Source organism: Acetobacter lovaniensis (assembly GCF_014207635.1).
GTDB lineage: Bacteria > Pseudomonadota > Alphaproteobacteria > Acetobacterales > Acetobacteraceae > Acetobacter > Acetobacter lovaniensis.
The window spans coordinates 97,168-114,721 of record NZ_JACHIE010000008.1; the positions used below are offsets into that span (position 1 = coordinate 97,168).

General features: G+C 57.0%; 15 protein-coding genes. 2 read left to right on the forward strand and 13 right to left on the reverse strand.

Annotated features, from left to right (window positions below):
* Positions 1-6 precede the first annotated feature (6 nt).
* The 12 genes from HNR55_RS10320 to HNR55_RS10375 all read right to left on the reverse strand — a co-directional run bounded on the left by HNR55_RS10320 (position 7) and on the right by HNR55_RS10375 (position 15,324).
* On the reverse strand, positions 7-2,463 hold the full coding sequence (locus HNR55_RS10320; protein ID WP_166115087.1) for a TonB-dependent receptor: 2,457 nt from the start codon (positions 2,461-2,463) through the stop codon (positions 7-9).
* Positions 2,464-2,908: 445 nt separating this feature from the next.
* A complete protein-coding gene (locus tag HNR55_RS10325) occupies positions 2,909-3,598 on the reverse strand; it encodes a cupin domain-containing protein (protein ID WP_166115090.1) in 690 nt (229 codons plus the stop codon).
* Positions 3,599-5,143: 1,545 nt separating this feature from the next.
* The gene (locus tag HNR55_RS10330; RefSeq protein WP_166115093.1) at positions 5,144-6,412 is read right to left on the reverse strand and encodes a tryptophan 7-halogenase; all 1,269 of its coding nucleotides are present in this window, start codon (positions 6,410-6,412) and stop codon (positions 5,144-5,146) included.
* Positions 6,409-7,128: a 3-oxoacyl-ACP reductase FabG gene (gene fabG, locus HNR55_RS10335; protein ID WP_166115096.1), complete on the reverse strand. Its 720-nt coding sequence runs from the start codon at positions 7,126-7,128 to the stop codon at positions 6,409-6,411. The genes HNR55_RS10330 and fabG overlap by 4 nt, the downstream gene beginning before the upstream one ends.
* Positions 7,125-7,595: a phosphotransferase gene (locus HNR55_RS10340; protein ID WP_166115099.1), complete on the reverse strand. Its 471-nt coding sequence runs from the start codon at positions 7,593-7,595 to the stop codon at positions 7,125-7,127. The genes fabG and HNR55_RS10340 overlap by 4 nt, the downstream gene beginning before the upstream one ends.
* Positions 7,589-8,380: a beta-ketoacyl synthase chain length factor gene (locus HNR55_RS10345; protein WP_166115196.1), complete on the reverse strand. Its 792-nt coding sequence runs from the start codon at positions 8,378-8,380 to the stop codon at positions 7,589-7,591. The genes HNR55_RS10340 and HNR55_RS10345 overlap by 7 nt, the downstream gene beginning before the upstream one ends.
* Positions 8,380-9,570, reverse strand: coding sequence for a beta-ketoacyl-[acyl-carrier-protein] synthase family protein (locus tag HNR55_RS10350; protein ID WP_166115102.1), 1,191 nt, complete (start codon positions 9,568-9,570; stop codon positions 8,380-8,382). The genes HNR55_RS10345 and HNR55_RS10350 overlap by 1 nt, the downstream gene beginning before the upstream one ends.
* Positions 9,567-11,903 carry an MMPL family transporter gene (locus tag HNR55_RS10355; protein ID WP_253545772.1) on the reverse strand — a complete coding sequence of 779 codons (2,337 nt, stop codon included), beginning with the start codon at positions 11,901-11,903 and terminating at the stop codon, positions 9,567-9,569. The genes HNR55_RS10350 and HNR55_RS10355 overlap by 4 nt, the downstream gene beginning before the upstream one ends.
* Positions 11,900-12,475: a LolA-related protein gene (locus HNR55_RS10360; protein WP_166115105.1), complete on the reverse strand. Its 576-nt coding sequence runs from the start codon at positions 12,473-12,475 to the stop codon at positions 11,900-11,902. The genes HNR55_RS10355 and HNR55_RS10360 overlap by 4 nt, the downstream gene beginning before the upstream one ends.
* Complete coding sequence (locus HNR55_RS10365; RefSeq protein WP_166115108.1) at positions 12,472-13,374, reverse strand: LpxL/LpxP family acyltransferase; 903 nt, start codon at positions 13,372-13,374, stop codon at positions 12,472-12,474. The genes HNR55_RS10360 and HNR55_RS10365 overlap by 4 nt, the downstream gene beginning before the upstream one ends.
* A complete protein-coding gene (locus tag HNR55_RS10370) occupies positions 13,358-15,019 on the reverse strand; it encodes an AMP-binding protein (protein ID WP_166115110.1) in 1,662 nt (553 codons plus the stop codon). The genes HNR55_RS10365 and HNR55_RS10370 overlap by 17 nt, the downstream gene beginning before the upstream one ends.
* 5 nt (positions 15,020-15,024) lie before the next feature.
* The gene (locus HNR55_RS10375; RefSeq protein WP_166115113.1) at positions 15,025-15,324 is read right to left on the reverse strand and encodes a phosphopantetheine-binding protein; all 300 of its coding nucleotides are present in this window, start codon (positions 15,322-15,324) and stop codon (positions 15,025-15,027) included.
* A 193-nt stretch (positions 15,325-15,517) separates the two neighbouring features.
* On the opposite strand from HNR55_RS10375, the gene HNR55_RS10380 reads away from it, so the two are divergent.
* Complete coding sequence (locus HNR55_RS10380) at positions 15,518-16,027, forward strand: COG4648 family protein (RefSeq protein ID WP_166115116.1); 510 nt, start codon at positions 15,518-15,520, stop codon at positions 16,025-16,027.
* Here the strand turns inward: HNR55_RS10380 and HNR55_RS10385 are convergent.
* Positions 15,957-16,697 carry a glycosyltransferase family 2 protein gene (locus HNR55_RS10385; RefSeq protein ID WP_198911918.1) on the reverse strand — a complete coding sequence of 247 codons (741 nt, stop codon included), beginning with the start codon at positions 16,695-16,697 and terminating at the stop codon, positions 15,957-15,959. The genes HNR55_RS10380 and HNR55_RS10385 overlap by 71 nt on opposite strands.
* A 108-nt stretch (positions 16,698-16,805) precedes the next feature.
* Here HNR55_RS10385 and HNR55_RS10390 point away from each other — a divergent pair, with 108 nt between their 5' ends.
* Positions 16,806-17,549: a class I SAM-dependent methyltransferase gene (locus HNR55_RS10390; RefSeq protein ID WP_166115122.1), complete on the forward strand. Its 744-nt coding sequence runs from the start codon at positions 16,806-16,808 to the stop codon at positions 17,547-17,549.
* The last annotated feature ends 5 nt before the right edge of the window (positions 17,550-17,554 follow it).

The following is a 17,554-nucleotide window of genomic DNA, read 5'->3' on the forward strand; positions in this document are numbered from 1 at the left end:
AAATGCTCAAAAACCTGTTGAGAAGGAAAGGACACCGGCAAAACCACCGCCAACATAGTACTGCGGAGCACTCCCGGCGACCGTATGGCCATTCACCACCATGCTCCGGGCATTGGTTTTGATGCTGCTTGTGCCAGACAGGTACCCGCTATTGGCAATATTGAGCAGGTTCAGCTGAATCTGCGGATGTTTCGCAAGCCACATATTCTTGAACCGGTAACCAATATTGGCATTAAACGTTTCATAACTGGGAATGGACTCATCGTTCATGAACGTTGAATACTGTTTGCCAATATAATTCATGTTGAACCCGGCAAAGATGGATCCATCATCGTAGTTCAGACCAATCGCCGCCGTGAATTCAGGCGTATTGACAGCCCTTTTGCCTTTGGTGGGCAGGGCAACTGTCGTATTGGAACCATCGCTGGTGCCCGCGGACAGATTATTGTCGATGGTCGCATGTTCATACTGCCCCGAAACATAGGGGCTGAAGTGGTGCCACCGACGCAGCCCGACTTCGAGCTGTACGCCACGCATGGTCTGCCCACCTGCATCAATCGATTCAGAAACAGGCAGTCCCCCCTGATAGGTGGTTGTGCTCAGTTGCCTGTGCGTAAAATTGTAGTTGAACAGGGAAACAGATACGTTTGCAAAACCCGTGTGCCTGTAACCAATTTCCTCACCAATAGCAAATTCAGGGTTGATCTTGGTAGCATGACGGGTGGACAGCTTGCCACTGCTGATGCTGTAGCGGTCCGCATAGGTCATGATCGAGGCAGGCATACGGAAAGAAGAGGTGCCGTTAATATAGATCTGGTCGTTCGGTGTAATTTTAAAGCTGGCCATGAACTGTGGCAGCGGCTCGGCAACACTCTGCCCGGTAGCGTAAGTCACCCCCGGCACATTGTTGGTTTGCGAACGTGTGACCATGACTTCCTTGAACCCGGCTGTAAGTGTCAGCCGGTCATGGAACGCCTTGTACGTATCGTTGATGAACAGCGCATTGGTTTGCTGGATGAGGTGAATGTCATATGTCCGCAGCACACTGCCATTGGCAGTCAGAATGGGGTTGTTGCCCCACATGCTCGGCACACTGCCATCCGGGTTGACAGCCTGATAGTTCTGCGGTTCGGACTGGTCAAAATAGGAATACCATGCACCACCGGTCACCGTGTTATGCCCGCGCGTCCAGGACAGGGCGGCGTTAATACCCGAATACGCCAGCGTGTAGGTATCAATAGAGTCCGCAATAATCGTGTTATTTGTACCCGGAACCTGAAGAGGCCCTGCCGGGTTGGGACCCAGATAACTGTTATTCCGATCCAGCGTGGTGCCGCCGTTGTCATACCCCCACGAGTAGGTAAAATACGGCGTAACATCCAGCGCCAGCCCGTGATCGAACTTCATATTGATCGGCGCGCCCAGAATGAACTTCTTCATCCTGTTTTCGTAATACTTGTAGTAATTCCCCGGTGAGGAACCAAACGGCGTATCGTTATAATTGAAGTTGACGCCCTGCGCTTCCCACTGAGCCTTGGTGGGCGCACGCAGGTAATACTGCTGGGCATCGTTATAGCTCATGACAAAGGCTGCGTGGTTATCGCGTCCCCAGTCTTTCACAAACTTCATATCAACATGGTAGCGCTGGGTGCCGCCCACACCGCGCCATTCATCCGCCACACGGTGCGAGAAGGAAACAAAGCCCCGTACACCTGTTTTCCCAATTTCACCCGTTTCAACACGGATAAAATGACGGCGCAGGCTGAAGGACCCATAAGAAGCATCAATCAACCCACCAAAATGGTGTGAAGGATCATGCATGGTTTCAGACAGTTCACCCCCAACCGCATTATAGAGTGGGGAGCGTGTATCTGGCGAACCCTGCGTAAGTGTCAGGGACTGGATGTTTTCGTTATCCGCTGCCGCAGAGGTATAAGGCAGCAGATACACAGGAGCGGCTGCAGGAATACCTTCAAACAGAAAGCCGATTTCCTGCTGGTTAAGCCCACGCACGGTCAGGCCCTGCTGGTCATCATTCGTGCCAAGCGGGTCATTACCTGCATACACAACGCCGGGAAGGCTGGCCACAAGGGCGGCGGGGTTGCTGGTGGGGCTCTGCTTGGCAATATAATCACGCGTCAGACCACTGCGGGATTTGGCAATGGTCTGCGGCGGCATCATGCCCCCACCGGGCGTTCTGTTGGTCACCCCATTGGACAGGGTCACGTGCCCTGTTACGCCCACTTCTTCCGTTCCAGCTGATTCAACTGCTGTTGCACGGCGTTCGGCGGTACCTGTCTTGGACGCCACGGAGTTTTTACGCGGCAGCGCTCTGGCTTGCCGTTTTGCCACCTGTGTGGACTGATCGGTTTCCGCCCATGCTGTTCCGATACCGGAACAATATAGCCCGCCAAAACTGGCTAATGAGGAAACCGAGAGCAGCAGAGCCAGAGAACGGGACATACCCCTCTGCGCCACATTGCGCGGGAACCGCGCCAGCGTACAGTTCCGCGAAACAAAAGAAGTTTGAGTGTTTGCCATGCCTATCCTCCGGAACACCCAAAATAGGGCGGTAAAGCGTGAGACAGCGCCAGTTGTCCGAATGATTATGTGCGGATCAGTGCAGCGGAATACTCCGATTTGCCAAGCTATACAGTACATCATATCGTTTTTATATCGGAATGAGCGAAATTCTCCCGAAGCTTGCCATCCTTTCATAATGGCCTAAGACCGCCCTTTCCTGCCGACCTGAAAGAAGCCCTGTCGCGGGTGATCTGCTTTGATACAGGACGGCTCGGAGCATCCTTGAAAGTAAGCATAAAAAAAGGCTGCCATCAGGGAATGGCAGCCTTTATGATACTTTTTGAAGGAGAAGGTTATGTCACCACATCCTCAGATACCCACTTTTTTACAGTTCTGCTGGGCGGAAAATACCATATATTTTTTTTACCACCTCGAGACTCTCCCACGAACAGCTCGCCCCGCGACAGATCAGAAAAGCATCCCCAGCTTTAAAAGTCTGTTTTTCGCCAGCCGCGTTGACAAAAGAGACACAACCTTCAAGCAGGTACATGAACTCGTCATGCACATAAGGAATCTTTTTCCTGTAATAAGGGGTTGCTGACCATGTGCCACCATAGAACTGTCCCTTGCACGACCGCCATGCAGGCGCGCTCTGGCATTCCGGAGTAGGGCCAATCAGATATTCGGCCGGAGGCGGATTAGAGGGAGACATAGCCGCTGCGGTATCAATTTCAACCACACCGGGCTCTCCCTTTTCCGTTTCCGTTACCCCCATGGCAAACAGCCGGGTACCCGGCGTGGCAGACCATTCAAACGCCGTGCCTGCATTGACCTTGCTTCCCTGCCCTTCAAACATGGAGGTGTCATTGATGGAAAACTGGCCATTCAGTACAAACAGAAAAACATCTTTATCAACGGCGTCAACATGCCCAGTCCCCTGCGGTGCTATCAGTTCAAGCTGAACCGCACCATCTGTTACAGGCAGAGCGTAGCGGGCTGTTATGTAATCTCCGGCTGTAAGAGGGCATGTTGCCGCCAGTGCCTTCAGGTCCAGGGCACGTTGCATATCGAGCATTTTTCTCAATTCCTGTTGCGCATGGTTCAAATCGCTCAGGCCGGGCAGGCCTATTACCAGTGAGGATAACCTTATCCACTGCGCAGGAAATGGTGGTTTCAGGGCAAAAAACGTTATTTAAATTTATTGCAAAGCCGTATCCCATACATCTTCCCTGTTAAGCCCGGATACTGCAAACTCCTGTGCCTTACAGTACGAGGCACCCGGATGCCCCGGACTGGACATGCCCTTTATTGTGATAATCCTGCCGCTTGCCTTATCTCCCAGAAACGGCCAGTTTAGAGGTCAAGCGTGTTCCTTCCATTTTGATTTCGAGACTGTGTGTGCCTTCTTCCAAAGCTACCTGCGCGGTATCTGTCGCGTTCTGTCTTCTTGCGGGCTGCACACCACCTAATTTTAACACCCCCGGCCCCTTGCCGCAGGAAAACGCCTACAACGCGATGTTCCCCCAATGGGCAGAACTCTGTGCTGTTTCACAAATTTCCAAAAAACCCGGTTACGGGGCAGATATTGCCGGAGGACCGGGGGGGCATGCCGTCCTGTTCCTGCATGGGGCCTGTCTGGACCCTTCCTCCCCCTACCCTGTGCTCAAAACCTGCCCGCAGGGTGAGACCGGGGTGAGCATGAACGCCCATTTTGTAAATGCAAACTGGGTTGGCATACCCGGACGTGCGTTTTTTTATAATGGCATTCTCAAACCCGGAGACGGCCTGACGCGGGAGGCCTACCAGAGCACAAAAAATGCGGCACAGAAGCGCGGCTTATACAGTGCCATTACGTTCCGGGACTGGGCATTGGCAGACAGGCCAGCCAGCACCCCGCCAGAAGACTGGAAATACGAAGTTTCCATCGGCACGGATTACGCTATAAGCTACGGACGGGCACGATACTGCGCCCGATTACCGGTCAGTTCGACCCAGATGGTTCAGATTGTCGATTTTCTGAACAGTCGCAACGCACTGTACCGCTACGGCCCCAAGACATTTGAAACCAATGTCATGCAGGATAACTGCAACCATCTTATCCATAATGCACTCGCTGCAACGGACTTCTGGCATGAACTGCCTGTTCATCAGTTCATTCTTCAGGCGGCGCTGACCTTCCCTGTTCCCAAAAACGAGGTGGTCAACCTGCTGGACCGGGCAGACCGCCACAAACCGGGGGATCTCCACGCACTGTTCCATGACCCGCAAACCCGCCAGACCCTGTTGCGTGATGGTTGGCTACCGGGGGAACCGGGGATTATTCTGGACTCTAACCCCGTACAGACCCCCAATGCGGTCTATAACACCAACCTGTCCCTTATTTTTTATGATGACCCGCTGCTTGGCCACTACAACCGGGCATTCAGCCGTTACCTGGCTCAACCGCGTTACCATGACCTGCGTGCCAACCTGCTCTGGTATCAAGCACTTTACGCACGGATTGCAGCGGAACGTCGGCCTCTCGCTGAGTGGCTGAAAAAAGAGCCTGCGGATTTTGCTGCGTTTTACAATGCCTATTACATATGGCTCGACAACCAGCAGGCTCTTGTGGCAAAAGGGCTTAGTTTGCTGCCCGCTTCTTCGCCCATTTCCAGCGCATGGCCGCCAGCACGGAGCGAAACGCCAGCAGAGGTGCCTGCACCCGCCAACGCCCCACAAAATCCCCCGCCAGCAGCGAGATAATGGCATCACGCATACGCAGGATATTCCGGGGATTGAGGAATAACTCCCGTTGCACCGGGTCATTAATCCCGTAAATCAGCCAGGCTACGCGGCGCATTTCCTGCCGTGTGCAATTTTCCTCATGCCGGGCGGCCTTGCGCCCCTGCGCTGGACTGCGCAGCCATGCCCGCGCCACCCGTGCCCCACGGTAAGCACTCTTCATGGCCAGCAGCACACCGGACGAAAACACAGGGTCAAGGAACGCAAACGCATCCCCGATCATGTAATACCCTTCCCCCCATGTTTTGTCCGCGCAATAGGAGTAGTTTCCGGTGGTTGTCAGTTCCCCCAACTGTTCCGCTGGCGCCAGACGCTGTGAGACACTGGGGCTTTCCGCCACTTTTTTCCAGAACAGGTCTGTTTTGGGGCCGGTATGGGAGCTGAACGCATTTTTGTCCCCCACAAAACCAACGCTCATAATATTGTCACGCAGGGGGATCATCCAGAACCATCCGTCATCCACCAGATGGATGGAAATATAGCCTTCCATATCGGCTTCACGGCGTTCAACATTGCGGAAATGCGCAAAAATGGCGGCTGTGGAGTTGTTTTTATCGGCATGCCGCGTATGCAAACGCCGCGCCAGAAATCCGTCCCGCCCCGATGCATCCAGCACAAAACGGGGCGTAAAGGTGTGGGTTTGCCCGGCCTCATCCTGCGCAACAACCTGCGTTGGCTGGCGGGGCGTAAAACGGGCTTCTGCTACCCGCAAGCCTTCAAGGGCTTCCACCCCATGAGCCTGAGCGTTGCGGAACAGGATTTCATCAAACTCCGAGCGCCTGACCTGATAGGCATGCGTATCCTTCGGGCGGATCGCATGGCTGAAGGGAAAAGCCAGCCGCCCTTCACCCCGGTCTGATACAAATTCGGCACCGGGCTTGAACACCCCGATCTCGCGCACCTTATCCAGCACGCCAATGTCGCGGAGCAGTTCCATGTTGCAAGGCAGCAGGGATTCACCAATATGGAAGCGGGGATGCGGGTCTTTTTCCAGCATAATGACTGACACACCCTGCCGGGCCAGCAACGTGGCCGCTGTGCTCCCCGCAGGCCCGCCGCCAATAACCAGAACATCGCATTCCCGCGCAGTCATATCCGAACCACTCATGCCATACCCCCATTAACCCCAATGGTCTGCCCCGAAATGTAGGCAGCCTGCTCCGAGGCCAGAAACCCGACCAGATCAGCCACTTCCTCCGGTTGTCCCGCACGGCGGGCCGGAACCACAGCGGCAATATCAGCTTCGCTCATAACCGCTGCCGTAGCGGGGGACGCAATAATGCCCGGCGCGATGGCATTCACTGTAATGCCACGGCTGCCAACTTCGCGCGCAAGGGAGCGTACCGCACCCTCCAGCCCGGCTTTTGCTGCGCCGTAATTGACCTGCCCTCTGTTCCCCATCTGCGCGGTAATGGACGACAGGGCAATAATACGCCCCCAGCGGGTACGGGTCAGGGGGAGCAGCAGTGGTTGCACCACATTAAAAAAACCATCCAGCGATACGGCCAGCACATCCCGCCACTGGGCCGGAGCCATGCCCGCCATCGTTACGTCATCATGGGTGCCTGCATTGTGGACGATAATCTGCGGAACGCCCGCTTCCAGCACGGGGGCCAGACCTTGCCTCGTCGCATCTGCATCTGTCAGGTCGCAGCACCATAATTCAGCGGAGCCACCTTCGGCCCGTATGCGCTCCACAACTTCCTGCGCCCTGCTGCGCGAGGCATGGGCATGCAGCAGAACATGCAGGCCATTCCCCGCCAGTTTATGGCAAATTGCGGCCCCGATCGGGCTGCTACCACCGGTTACAAGTGCGCGCTTCATTCCGTCGCCCCTGCGCCAGTTGCAACCCGTTGAAACATGACCGTTCCGCGACCTTGCAAAAGCAAATCCCCAGATTGGGAATGGACGGAAAACCCATAGACCATACCAGCGCTATCGACCTGCTCACGCAGGACGTCAATCTGCAACAGGCCATACTCCGCACAATCCAGCCTGTCGCACTGCGCCTGCAGGTCGCGCAGGGCTGCTAGATAACCGCCTGTTCTGGCCATGGTCTGCCCTGTAAGGGCACCATGGAGGGCAGCGGCCTGCATGGCCATTTCCGCCCCGACCAGCACCCCCAGCCGTCCAGCATGGCGCAATGGGTTATCGGGGCGCAAATGGGCCGTTGTATGCGCGCGCAACGTGGTATCCGACCAGAAGGAGCAGGTATCCAGCAGGCAACTGGCCCCCTGATGCGGGATTAAGGCCAGAATATCCACACGCTCCAGCTTTACACGCTCTAACATGGCTTTACCTCCGCCAGAATGGTCCCCGGCTGGCAGGTCATATGCACAGTACCCTCCTGCCCGCTGGCAATCTGCTGGAGTAATGCCAGCCCCCCTGCCGCGGGGTTACTCCGCGCAAGCTCTGCAAGTTGGGGTGGCAAGGTTGTATCCTGCGCCATGGCACCGGGAGCATGGGTTATATCCAGCGTGCAAACCGCGCCCTGCCTGGCCTGTGGCACCAGCACAAAAGCGCAACCAAATGTGTTGTGCGTAATACGGACTTTGCCAATTGGCCCGGGTATGGGCAGGTCATAAGCCACAAACAACACGGGAGCATTTTCCACCACGCATTCGGCCGCCGCCTTAAGTAACCCTTGTGCAAAGGACCAGTCATAACACCCCAATGCCACAACGGGGGCCAGACTGGCATGCCCTATGGTCCAGTACCCCGCAGGCGCATTATGCACCGAGTTATGAAACTGGGTTGGAGAAACCTCCCCTCCGGGTGTGCTCAGAGCGGTTAAAATACTATCCACCACGGCCCCATCCCCATTGGAGCTGGCAAATACCCCCCTTATGTCTGCCGCCTGCACGCCCGCCTGTGCGCAGGCTTCCTCCGCCAGTGCAATTGCCAGGCGGGTTAACGGGCCACAACGCCGCCGCTCATTGGCGGGCAGGCAGGTCGCAGGCGGAACCTGCACCGGTGCGGGTTCCCAGTCTTCCTGCCCTTGCAAAACACGGGCGGTATGTGGCCACCCAGACAAACCCGGCCCCCAGACCGAAATCCCCTGCACAGAAACCTGCATCACACGCCCTCAAAAATCAGGCTGCAATTGGTTCCACCAAAACCAAAAGCATTACTCATCACCCGCCGGACCGGCTTATGGAGTGTGTCTGTCAGCACATGGCTGTTAAATGTGGGGTCAATCTGCTGCACATTCAGGCAGCCCGGCGCAAATCCCGCCCGCATCATAACAAGTGCAAACATGGCCTCGATAATCCCGGAGGCCCCCAGAGTATGCCCCGTCCAGCCTTTGGTGGAAGAACAGGGCACGCTACGGCCAAACAGGGTATGCACGGCGTGGTCCTCCATGGCGTCATTCACAACCGTACCGGTCCCATGCAGATTGATATAGTCCAGTTGTGTGGCATCCAGCCCGGCCCGTTCCAGCGCCTCACGCATGGCCGCCACAGCCCCGCGTGCCAGCGGGTCGGGGGAGGACATATGGTGGCCATCACTACTCACCCCATAGCCAACCCACCGGCCCATGACGTCAGCACCAGAGCGCGCTCCTTCACGCTCAAGCAGAACAAAACCTGCTCCTTCCCCTACGGAAATGCCGGTGCGCTGCGCGTCACACGGGCGGGTTGGTTCCGCACTCACCAGCCCGAGGGCGGCAAACCCACGTAATGTCATACGGCACAGGCTGTCTGCCCCACCAACGACAACGGCATCGCACAACCCAGCCTCCAGCCAGTGACGGGCATCCACAAACGCACGGGATGAGGACGCACAGGCGTTGGAAACACTCAGTATTGGCCCTTCCAGCCCCAGTCGGGCGGCGACAAACCGGGGAAGTGAGAACAGGTCCTGCGTATGCGCCTGATCAAACTTCATGGGCGGGGCGCCGGTTACCGGGTCCAGTGCCTCATAGGCATCTTCGGCTGAAAGAATGCCAGACGTGGAAGTGCCCAGCACCACGGCAATCCTGTGGGCACCATAAAACTGGCGGGCATTCCGCACCGCCTGCGCAAACCCGTCCTGCGCACAGGCCATATCCGCCAACTGGTTGTTGCGGCACGTAAAGCTAGGGGCAACTCCCTCCAGCACATACGTACCAGCTTGTGGCACACAGCCGACATAGCCTGTTTTTATTCCGGCAAAGTCACATGGCGTCAGCCCAGAGCGGCGCGCCAGCAACGCATCTTCGGTCTCGGCCAATCCTCGCCCGATTGCGCTCAGGACTGTTCCAGCGGTTATGGCGAGTGGTTTCATGGTCGGTCTGGTGGTCCAATATTCGGGCGTTGTCCAGCCAGAAGAAAGCCGTAGATCATGGCTAGCGCAACACCAAACGCAACGGTTATCCCAATTTCGCGCAGTAATGGGGTCTGGCAGGCTGCCAGAAGGCCAAAAGTCAGCACGGTCATGGCATTGCAGGTCAGCAATGTGCGCATGGTTCTGGCCCGTTCTTCCGCGTCCAGCTGGGAGCGTGCGAAGAACAGAGCGTAATCCAGACTAACGCCCAGCACAAACTGCAGGGCAATCAGATGAATGAGTGTAAGAGGCTGATGTAACAGGGCAAACGCCCCCAGCACCGTAATCTGCACCGCTCCCACAGCCGCGATTACACGGAACATGCGCCCGGCATCGCTCAGGCCAACCAGCAGCACGACAAACGCTAACGCACTCCCGACTGCCATCCAGCGCAGGGTACGACCGGTATGATAGGCAGAAAGGCTATCCACCTCCCTGCGCATATCCAGCACCAGAACATCCGACTGCCCAGCCAGTGCGCGTTCTACAGCCTGATGGTCCTTCACACTTTCCGGAAAAACGAGACCGAACCATTGTCCACCCCGTGCAAACAGCAAGGGAGCCATTGCAGCCCCAACCGGCGTTCCCAGCATATCCTGCGGTAACAACGGGGGCATTTGCCGTGCACGCGCCACATCAGCCACAAATGCATCAAAGGCCGTTGCACTGAAGGGTAGTCCCTCCCTTGCCTGTGCAATAGCTACCTGCAACGCGGCCGGGGGCGGCAACTGGCTGGCCCGGCTGCGCTGCATCTGCACCGAAGGCAGCAGACGCGCGGCCTCCTGCACACCAGCCAGAGCACCCTTTTGCTGCAATTGCGCCCATACTGGCGCCAGAGCCTCCTCCCGCTCCAGCACTGCCTGCGCATTCTGCCCTGAGACTGCCAGCATGAGTGAAGAGTCCGGCACACCAAGATCACGGCGTAATGAATCGTCCAGTCGCAGGGTTTCTTCTGGCAGGGGGCTAAGGGCTGTCAGGCGTGTGTCCATAAGTGGGGGAGAACGCCATAACGCCACGGCGCAGAACATGACAGGAAGGCAGGCCAGAACCCGGTAACGCCGCCAGCCTTCCGCCACAGCCAAAGGTCTGGAGGGCCCGCTCACATACGGTGCCAGATCCGCTGCCACGACCAGTCCGGGCATGATATGCAGGGTAACAAGCGCTGCCACCACAAGCCCCACGGCAGCAAATACGCCCAGTTGCGCCAGCCCCGGCAGACCGCAAAACACCATGCCGGTCAGCCCCAGCACAGCCGTTGCAACACCCAACCGCAAACTATGGCCAATACGGTGCAGGGTTGACTGTGGGCCTTCGCCATGGTCACGATGCCCGATAAGCAGCACCGGGTAATCCAGCGCAACACCCAGCATGGTCATGCCAAAGCCGAATGCAATGCCATGCACAAAGCCAAAGGCCAGACGCACAACAAGCATGGCAGCGCTCAGCGAGAGCAAAAACGGCACACCAATAGCTGCCAGCACCCACAGTGAGCGGAACCGCCAGTAAAGAATACCCACAACCAGCACAAAGGAGCACAGCGCCATCATATCCACATCGCGCCGCATGCCCGCGGCACTGGACACTGCAAAAACCGACGGGCCGCTCATGAGCAGTCTGGCCGAACCGGGGTGCAAGGCGGCAAATGCCGTCGTTATGGTCTGTTCAACACGAGCCTGCCGGGCAAGGTCCATACCCGGGGCCCGTGTGCGTAACAACAGCAGGGCACGAGGCCGGTCCGGCGCAAACCAGACGCCCTGCACCACCCGGACACGCACATCCGGCTCCAATGCGCGCACAGTTTGCACAAAAGCGTTTGTCGGGTCCCGCAGGAGTGCGTCCGACAAAATGGAACCTGCGGCGGAATCCAGCCCATCCAGAACATTGGAAAACGCCTGCCCCAGTGCCAGTGCATCCAGCTTGCGCACAGAATTATCAGGGACAAGCTGGTAGCGATGCTCAAACAGGAGATTACGCAAGGCTTCGGCCTGATCCGTGGCGAAAACGCCATTCAGGACGGAGACAAACTGGGAATCCCCAGCAAGGGCTGCATGCAGGCCCAGACTAAGCCGCGCAAGCTCAGGCTCGGGGGCTCCCTCCACCCCCAGCATGATGACAGTACCCGCCACACCGCCCTGCACTTCGCGCAATAAAAAGCGTGTTCCGTCATCGTGCCCTTTGGGCAAAAACCCCGCCATATCCATCCGCAGCGGGATATTCAGGAACACCAGCACGGCAAACAGAGCCGAAACCGCCAGTGTAATGGCCAGAACCCCGGGCTTTCTACGCGGCCTCACGGGTCGAGGGTCAGGGTTTGCACATCCCCATTGGCCTGTACAATCTTCAGGCTCTGTATGGCGTTATTGCGCCCCTTCAGCACGACCAGACGCACCAGATGCACCGCCTGCGGGGAAAGAGGCACCATGTTGAGTGTCCATGCGCCAAGGTCTCCCTGTGCGCTCAGGGTGTAATCATGCGCCAGGCTTGCCATGTCGCCTTCCAGCGGAGCACGCATGGTTGTGACCAGCAGTGCCAGAGCAGGGCTTTGCGACAGCGGCACATTATGCACACTCCCCGCTCCCCGCTGGATGGAGACCATACTCCCGTCGATCACCAGTTTTTCGGGGCGTGGAGCCTGCGTGTTTTTCTCCAGATATGCGGGGCGATGGAACAGTAGCACGCCACTGGAGAGCAATGGGTGCGTAAGAGCCGCCATATCCTTCTGTTCATGGAAAGGCTGGGCACGCTCGGGCACCTGCCCCAGATGTGCAATGATCTGTCCGCTCAGGTCTGCTCCGTTATCGGCCGCCCATGCCTGCCCCATGCCTGCAAGCAGCCCCCATGCCACCAGAAGAGAAAAAACTTTCACGGCAGGTCTTTCCAGTAATCATAAAAATTAAACCATGAGAACGGGTGCCTGCGGCACAGCGCCTCCATCCAGCAGGCGTATCGCTCCGCCGCCTGTTGCACAAAAGCGGACCGTCCCTGCCGGGATGTGGGGTAAGACACATCAAACGGCACAAAATTTACGTCATAAACACCATCTGCCGCACGTATGGCGCTCACGAGCACAATGGGAACCCCTGTAACCAGCGCCAGCCGAAAAGGCCCTTCGGGGAGGAAAATATCCCCTCCCAGCATTTTTGTGCGGATACACCGGTCTGTATCGGGCGCCCTGTCGCCCAGAATACCAACTACCTCCCCACGCCCCAGACTTTCCGCAACGCGAAGCATGGTATCCACCTGCCCGATGGCAATAATGGTTTGCGCGTACGTGGGGTCCAGCGTCTCCAGCACATCCGTGGCTCCCCCCAGATTGGAACGGTACATGAGCATACGTAATGTTATGGAATGCTCCCGCCCCAAGGCCCTGAGCGCCTCAAACGACCCAATATGCGCCCCCAGCAGAAGGCACCCTCGCCCACCCGCCAGGACCTGTAAAAAACTCTCCCGCCCCGTAACCCGCACATGGGGCATGTCCGTGGTGTTTTGCAGAAAAAAGATACGGTCCAGCACAACCTGTGCGAAGCACCGCATATGCCGCATAATGGTGATTATTGTGGGGCGGATGGGCAAAGCACGACGCAAATAAGCGCGCGATGCCCTACGGGCCGCCCCGTTATACAGAAAAAAATACAGCGTAATGGGGCCAAGAAGCCACTCCAGCCGCCGCCTTCCAACCTTGCGGGCCAGAAGCAGCGCCACCTGCATGGCAAAGCGGTTCCCCCGCTCCGGTACAATCCAGCGCCTGTCAGCCGTGCGTGGCATGCTCTTGTTTTGCCTTTAACACGGCCCGCATGACAGGCTGATCATTCAACTTGGCGGTCAGGCGCACAACGGGGCCTGTACTCCGGGCCAGAAAAATCACTTTCTGGCCCGGAAGAACCGGATGCAGAAACTTGACCATATCCACATGCAACCCGGCCTGCCCCAACTGTTCCAGCCCGGCCTCCAGCAGCAAAACGCCCGGTACAACCGGATTACCGGGAAAATGGCCCGGCAGGCAGGGATGATCAGAAGACAGCGTAAAAGACCCGACTTCCTCCTCCTGCATGGCCTGCCCTGCCATGGCGCGCAACGCCTGCAGGGTCAGCTTGCCCAAGGCATTACGGGGCAAGGCGGGCACCAGCCTGACACTGCGCGGCAGAAAAACCGGCTCAATCTGCTCCCGCAGGGACAGCAGAATGCTCTGGGCACTCAAGGTGGAAGAGACGGCAAAAACCTGCATCCGCGCCAGAACATTGCTGGCATCACCTTCAGGAGGAAGAAATGCCCCATCCTCCACGCCAGGAATGGCGTTTAACACGGCATTCAGCGCAGCAAGCGAGGCCCGCTTGCCACCCAGTTTGACCACATCCTTCATGCGGCCCAGCAGCAGGAATGTACCATCGCTCTGAGTTTGAATAAAATCGGCGAGCAGATAGCCCTGCACACCCGGTGCCGAAACTTCAACACCGTCCGCACTCTCATGCGGGGTGACACCTTCATACCATCGCCAGTGCGCCCCGCTTACCGTTCGCCGCATGGCCATGGAGCCTGTTTCAGTCGAACCGTAAATTTCGGTTACTTCTGTATCCAGAACCTTTTCCGCCTCAGCAGCCAGATCGGAGGCCAGAGGAGCCGAGGCCGAAACCACGCGCCGGATGGCGGGCCATGTCAGACCCGAACGCAGCATGGTCCTCAGTTGCAGAGGTGTTGTGACCAGAATACGCGGAGCAAACGCCCGGCTCAGACTGGCCTGCCAGTCCGCCGGATACCCCCCGCTCCCAGCAACCACTGTGACGCGTGTATTCAGGCATTGCAGAACCAGTGCCTCGAACCCGTACATATGATAAGGTGGCACTGTGCCGACCAGACAGGCAGGAGCATCATCGGGGTCCAGCAGAACACGGGCGGTCACACTGCGTGTCACCAGCCCACCCCAATATTTACGATGCCCGACCGGTTGCCCCGTACTGCCCGAAGTAAAAACCAGAGCCACCAGAGCATCCGCCCTGATGACAGGATTATGGCAGAGCCGGGTCGCATGCCCGGCGGAAGAAGACATTGCCAGAACATCTGGCACCACCAGCCCGCTACCAGCCAGCAGGGCGCTCTCGGAATCCCCCTCAACACTGGCGCAGACGGCATTATGTTCCAGAGCAAGTTCGGCCAACCGTGCAGGATTCCGCTCACTACTCAGAAGCACATACTGCCCGCGCAGTATGGTGGCAGCCAGCAGAAGTGCAAAACTGCTTACACCTGAGCAGACGGGCACAATCGGGCGGTCTGGTAGCAAAGCGGCTACCGCATGCGCGGCATGCAGAAAACTCCAGCCGGTCACACTGCCCCGATCAGTCAGAAAAAGTGGTCGATCAGGAGCATAAACAAGGGAAAGATCAGGCCATTGCTGGTCAAACCGGACGTCTGCCATCAGCTTCACCCAGCAGTGCGATTTGCCTGCACAAATGCACACAAAGACCGTAATGAACTAAAAATCTGTGCATTATCAGGGTCTTCTGACCGCAGAGCCACACCGTAATCACGCCCGACAAACAGAGCAATTTCCAGCGCATCAATGGAATCAAGGCCCAGCCCTTCCCCAAACAGGGGGGCTTCGGGAGCGATCTCCTCAGCCATGACTTCAAGCTGAAGTGCCGCAACAAGCCGTTCTGCGACTTCATGCTCAAAAGGCGTTTGTATTATTGTCGAGCGGGTCGTATTCACAGCATGTCTCATGTTAAGTGCAGATACCATGAGTGAGCTAACACAAACGCGCATGATCGCAAAACCAGCATGGCTGGAAAAACGGCCTGCTTTCCGGCGCGGAACTAGCGCTATGCTTGTCTCTCTATCAATTCTTCTTGGACATATACCCTATGCATCTTCTGTAATAATTCCCATTAGTATCGCCTCGCTCACCATGCAGTGTATGGCGTTTGCTCTTCTGAGCCTGCATCTTAAAAAAAGTGCCGTTATGGCCATCTGTCTTGTGCCTCTGACCATATACTGGCCGCATCAGGTAACGGTCGCCGATGGCTGTGTGCTTTATGCGGTCTCTCTGGGCATGATGCTGTTCATTTTTGGCCGTTCCCTCCTGCCATCCCGACAGCCTCTTGTTGCTGTTGTGGCCAGCCGGGTACATGGCCCTTTACGCGCGGATATTGCACGCTACACACATGCCCTGACCATTGTGTGGACACTGTTTTTTGCCGCAGCCCTGATTACACCACTCCTTCTGTTCTGGCTTGGCCCGACCGGCACGTGGCAGTGGCCGCTATCTGGCGGCACATTTGCCATGGCGCTGCTGTTCATGCTTGTGGAATCCGGGGTCAGGCGCCTTGTCATACGCAATTTCCAACACGTATCGCTCAGGACGACAGTCGCGGCTTTCCGCAGCACGCACGCCTCAACCATGCGAACAACAACCTCAGATGCATAAAGACGAGGCGTATATTATCCCGCACATAACGAAAATGAGAAATACCGCCATCCGCTGCATTGAAATACTGCACCATGGCTGGTTTATTGAGCACGGGCGCTCCCTGCCAGACCATACGCACCACAACCTCAGGGTCAAAGTCAAAACCCCGCATATAGCGTGATGCCTGAAGAACCCCCACCAGAAGCCTGAGCGGGTAAACCCTGAAGCCAAACAGGCAGTCCTTAACTGCCCCCCCTGTTTCCATACCAATGAGAATATTGGATAACTTGCGCCCCCATATGCGCAGGAGCGGCGCTTCCGGCCCAAAGACTGGCACACCCAGCACCAGAGCCTGCGGGACAGAGCAGGAGAGCGATATAAAATCCGGCACGGCCTGAACTGGGTGCTGGCCATCTGCATCCATGGTCAGGACATGCGTATACCCTGCCTGCATGGCCCATAACGCCCCCTGCAAAACAGCCTGCCCCTTCCCTCCATTCTGCGTCAGGTGCAGAATTTTAAGCCCCGCATGTGCTGGCAGCAGATCATCCAGTGTGCGTTCGCTGCCGTCGGTACTGCCATCTGTCACCACCACCACATCCGGCCAGACGGCCAGCACGGCAGAGACCGTACTCCGTAGCAATGGTCCGGAATTATAGGATGGAACGAGAACAATGCAGCGGAACATGGCAGACATACCTGTGTGGCCAAAACCGGATAAAACATGGCAGGACTGGTCCACATACCTCAATTACGATAAGAACCGAATACCAAGATCATTGAACCGGAAATGGCAATGTCTGAGCGCATACCCTGCCCACCTCACCCCGTCCTGCCTGACTATTACCGCACCAAGGGGGAACACAGGCAGTTTGTTCGCTCTATTTTTGACAAAACAGCCTGTTATTATGACCGGATCAACGCGGTTTTTTCGCTTGGATCAGGTAAGTGGTACCGGCGCTGGATGCTGCGCATGGCCGGGCTGCGCGCAGGGCAGACATTGCTGGATGTTGCAACCGGCACGGGTCTGGTTGCGCAGGAAGCGGCAACCATAACAGATGCCGCCAACATTATCGGGCTGGATATGAGTGCAGGCATGCTCGGACAATGCCGTGACAAGTTGCCCATTCAGGTTGTTCTGGCGGATGCTCAGGCCCTGCCGGTTGCTCCGGCCAGCATGGACATGCTGAGCATGGGTTACGCGTTACGGCATGTGCATGACCTGAGGGCAACCTTTGCAGGCTATCTGGATGTACTCAAACCCGGCGGGCATGTGCTGATTCTGGAAATCGGGCGCGCTGACAACCGCCTTGTCCAGCTTCTGCTGCGTTTTTACCTTGGCCGGGTTGTACCGCTGCTATCCGGTGTTGCAGCCTCGCAGGACAGCAGAAGGCTCATGGCCTATTACTGGGATACGATTGAGGAGTGCGTGCCTCCGGCCCGTATTCTGGACACCATGCAATCCGTAGGGTTTAGCAAAGTGCGCAAACACACGTCATTTGGTGTGTTTCACGCTTATATGGCCGAGCGACCGCTATAAACACC

Excerpts from the sequence above, each read along its gene's own strand:
- HNR55_RS10320 (WP_166115087.1), bottom strand. The coding sequence starts at position 2,463 with ATGTCCCGTTCTCTGGCTCTGCTGCTCTCGGTTTCCTCATTAGCCAGT.
- HNR55_RS10325 (WP_166115090.1), bottom strand. The coding sequence starts at position 3,598 with ATGCTCGATATGCAACGTGCCCTGGACCTGAAGGCACTGGCGGCAACA.
- HNR55_RS10330 (WP_166115093.1), bottom strand. The coding sequence starts at position 6,412 with ATGAGTGGTTCGGATATGACTGCGCGGGAATGCGATGTTCTGGTTATT.
- fabG (WP_166115096.1), bottom strand. The coding sequence starts at position 7,128 with ATGAAGCGCGCACTTGTAACCGGTGGTAGCAGCCCGATCGGGGCCGCA.
- HNR55_RS10340 (WP_166115099.1), bottom strand. The coding sequence starts at position 7,595 with ATGTTAGAGCGTGTAAAGCTGGAGCGTGTGGATATTCTGGCCTTAATC.
- HNR55_RS10345 (WP_166115196.1), bottom strand. The coding sequence starts at position 8,380 with ATGCAGGTTTCTGTGCAGGGGATTTCGGTCTGGGGGCCGGGTTTGTCT.
- HNR55_RS10350 (WP_166115102.1), bottom strand. The coding sequence starts at position 9,570 with ATGAAACCACTCGCCATAACCGCTGGAACAGTCCTGAGCGCAATCGGG.
- HNR55_RS10365 (WP_166115108.1), bottom strand. The coding sequence starts at position 13,374 with ATGCCACGCACGGCTGACAGGCGCTGGATTGTACCGGAGCGGGGGAAC.
- HNR55_RS10370 (WP_166115110.1), bottom strand. The coding sequence starts at position 15,019 with ATGGCAGACGTCCGGTTTGACCAGCAATGGCCTGATCTTTCCCTTGTT.
- HNR55_RS10375 (WP_166115113.1), bottom strand. The coding sequence starts at position 15,324 with ATGAGACATGCTGTGAATACGACCCGCTCGACAATAATACAAACGCCT.
- HNR55_RS10380 (WP_166115116.1), top strand. The coding sequence starts at position 15,518 with ATGGCGTTTGCTCTTCTGAGCCTGCATCTTAAAAAAAGTGCCGTTATG.
- HNR55_RS10385 (WP_198911918.1), bottom strand. The coding sequence starts at position 16,697 with ATGTTCCGCTGCATTGTTCTCGTTCCATCCTATAATTCCGGACCATTG.
- HNR55_RS10390 (WP_166115122.1), top strand. The coding sequence starts at position 16,806 with ATGTCTGAGCGCATACCCTGCCCACCTCACCCCGTCCTGCCTGACTAT.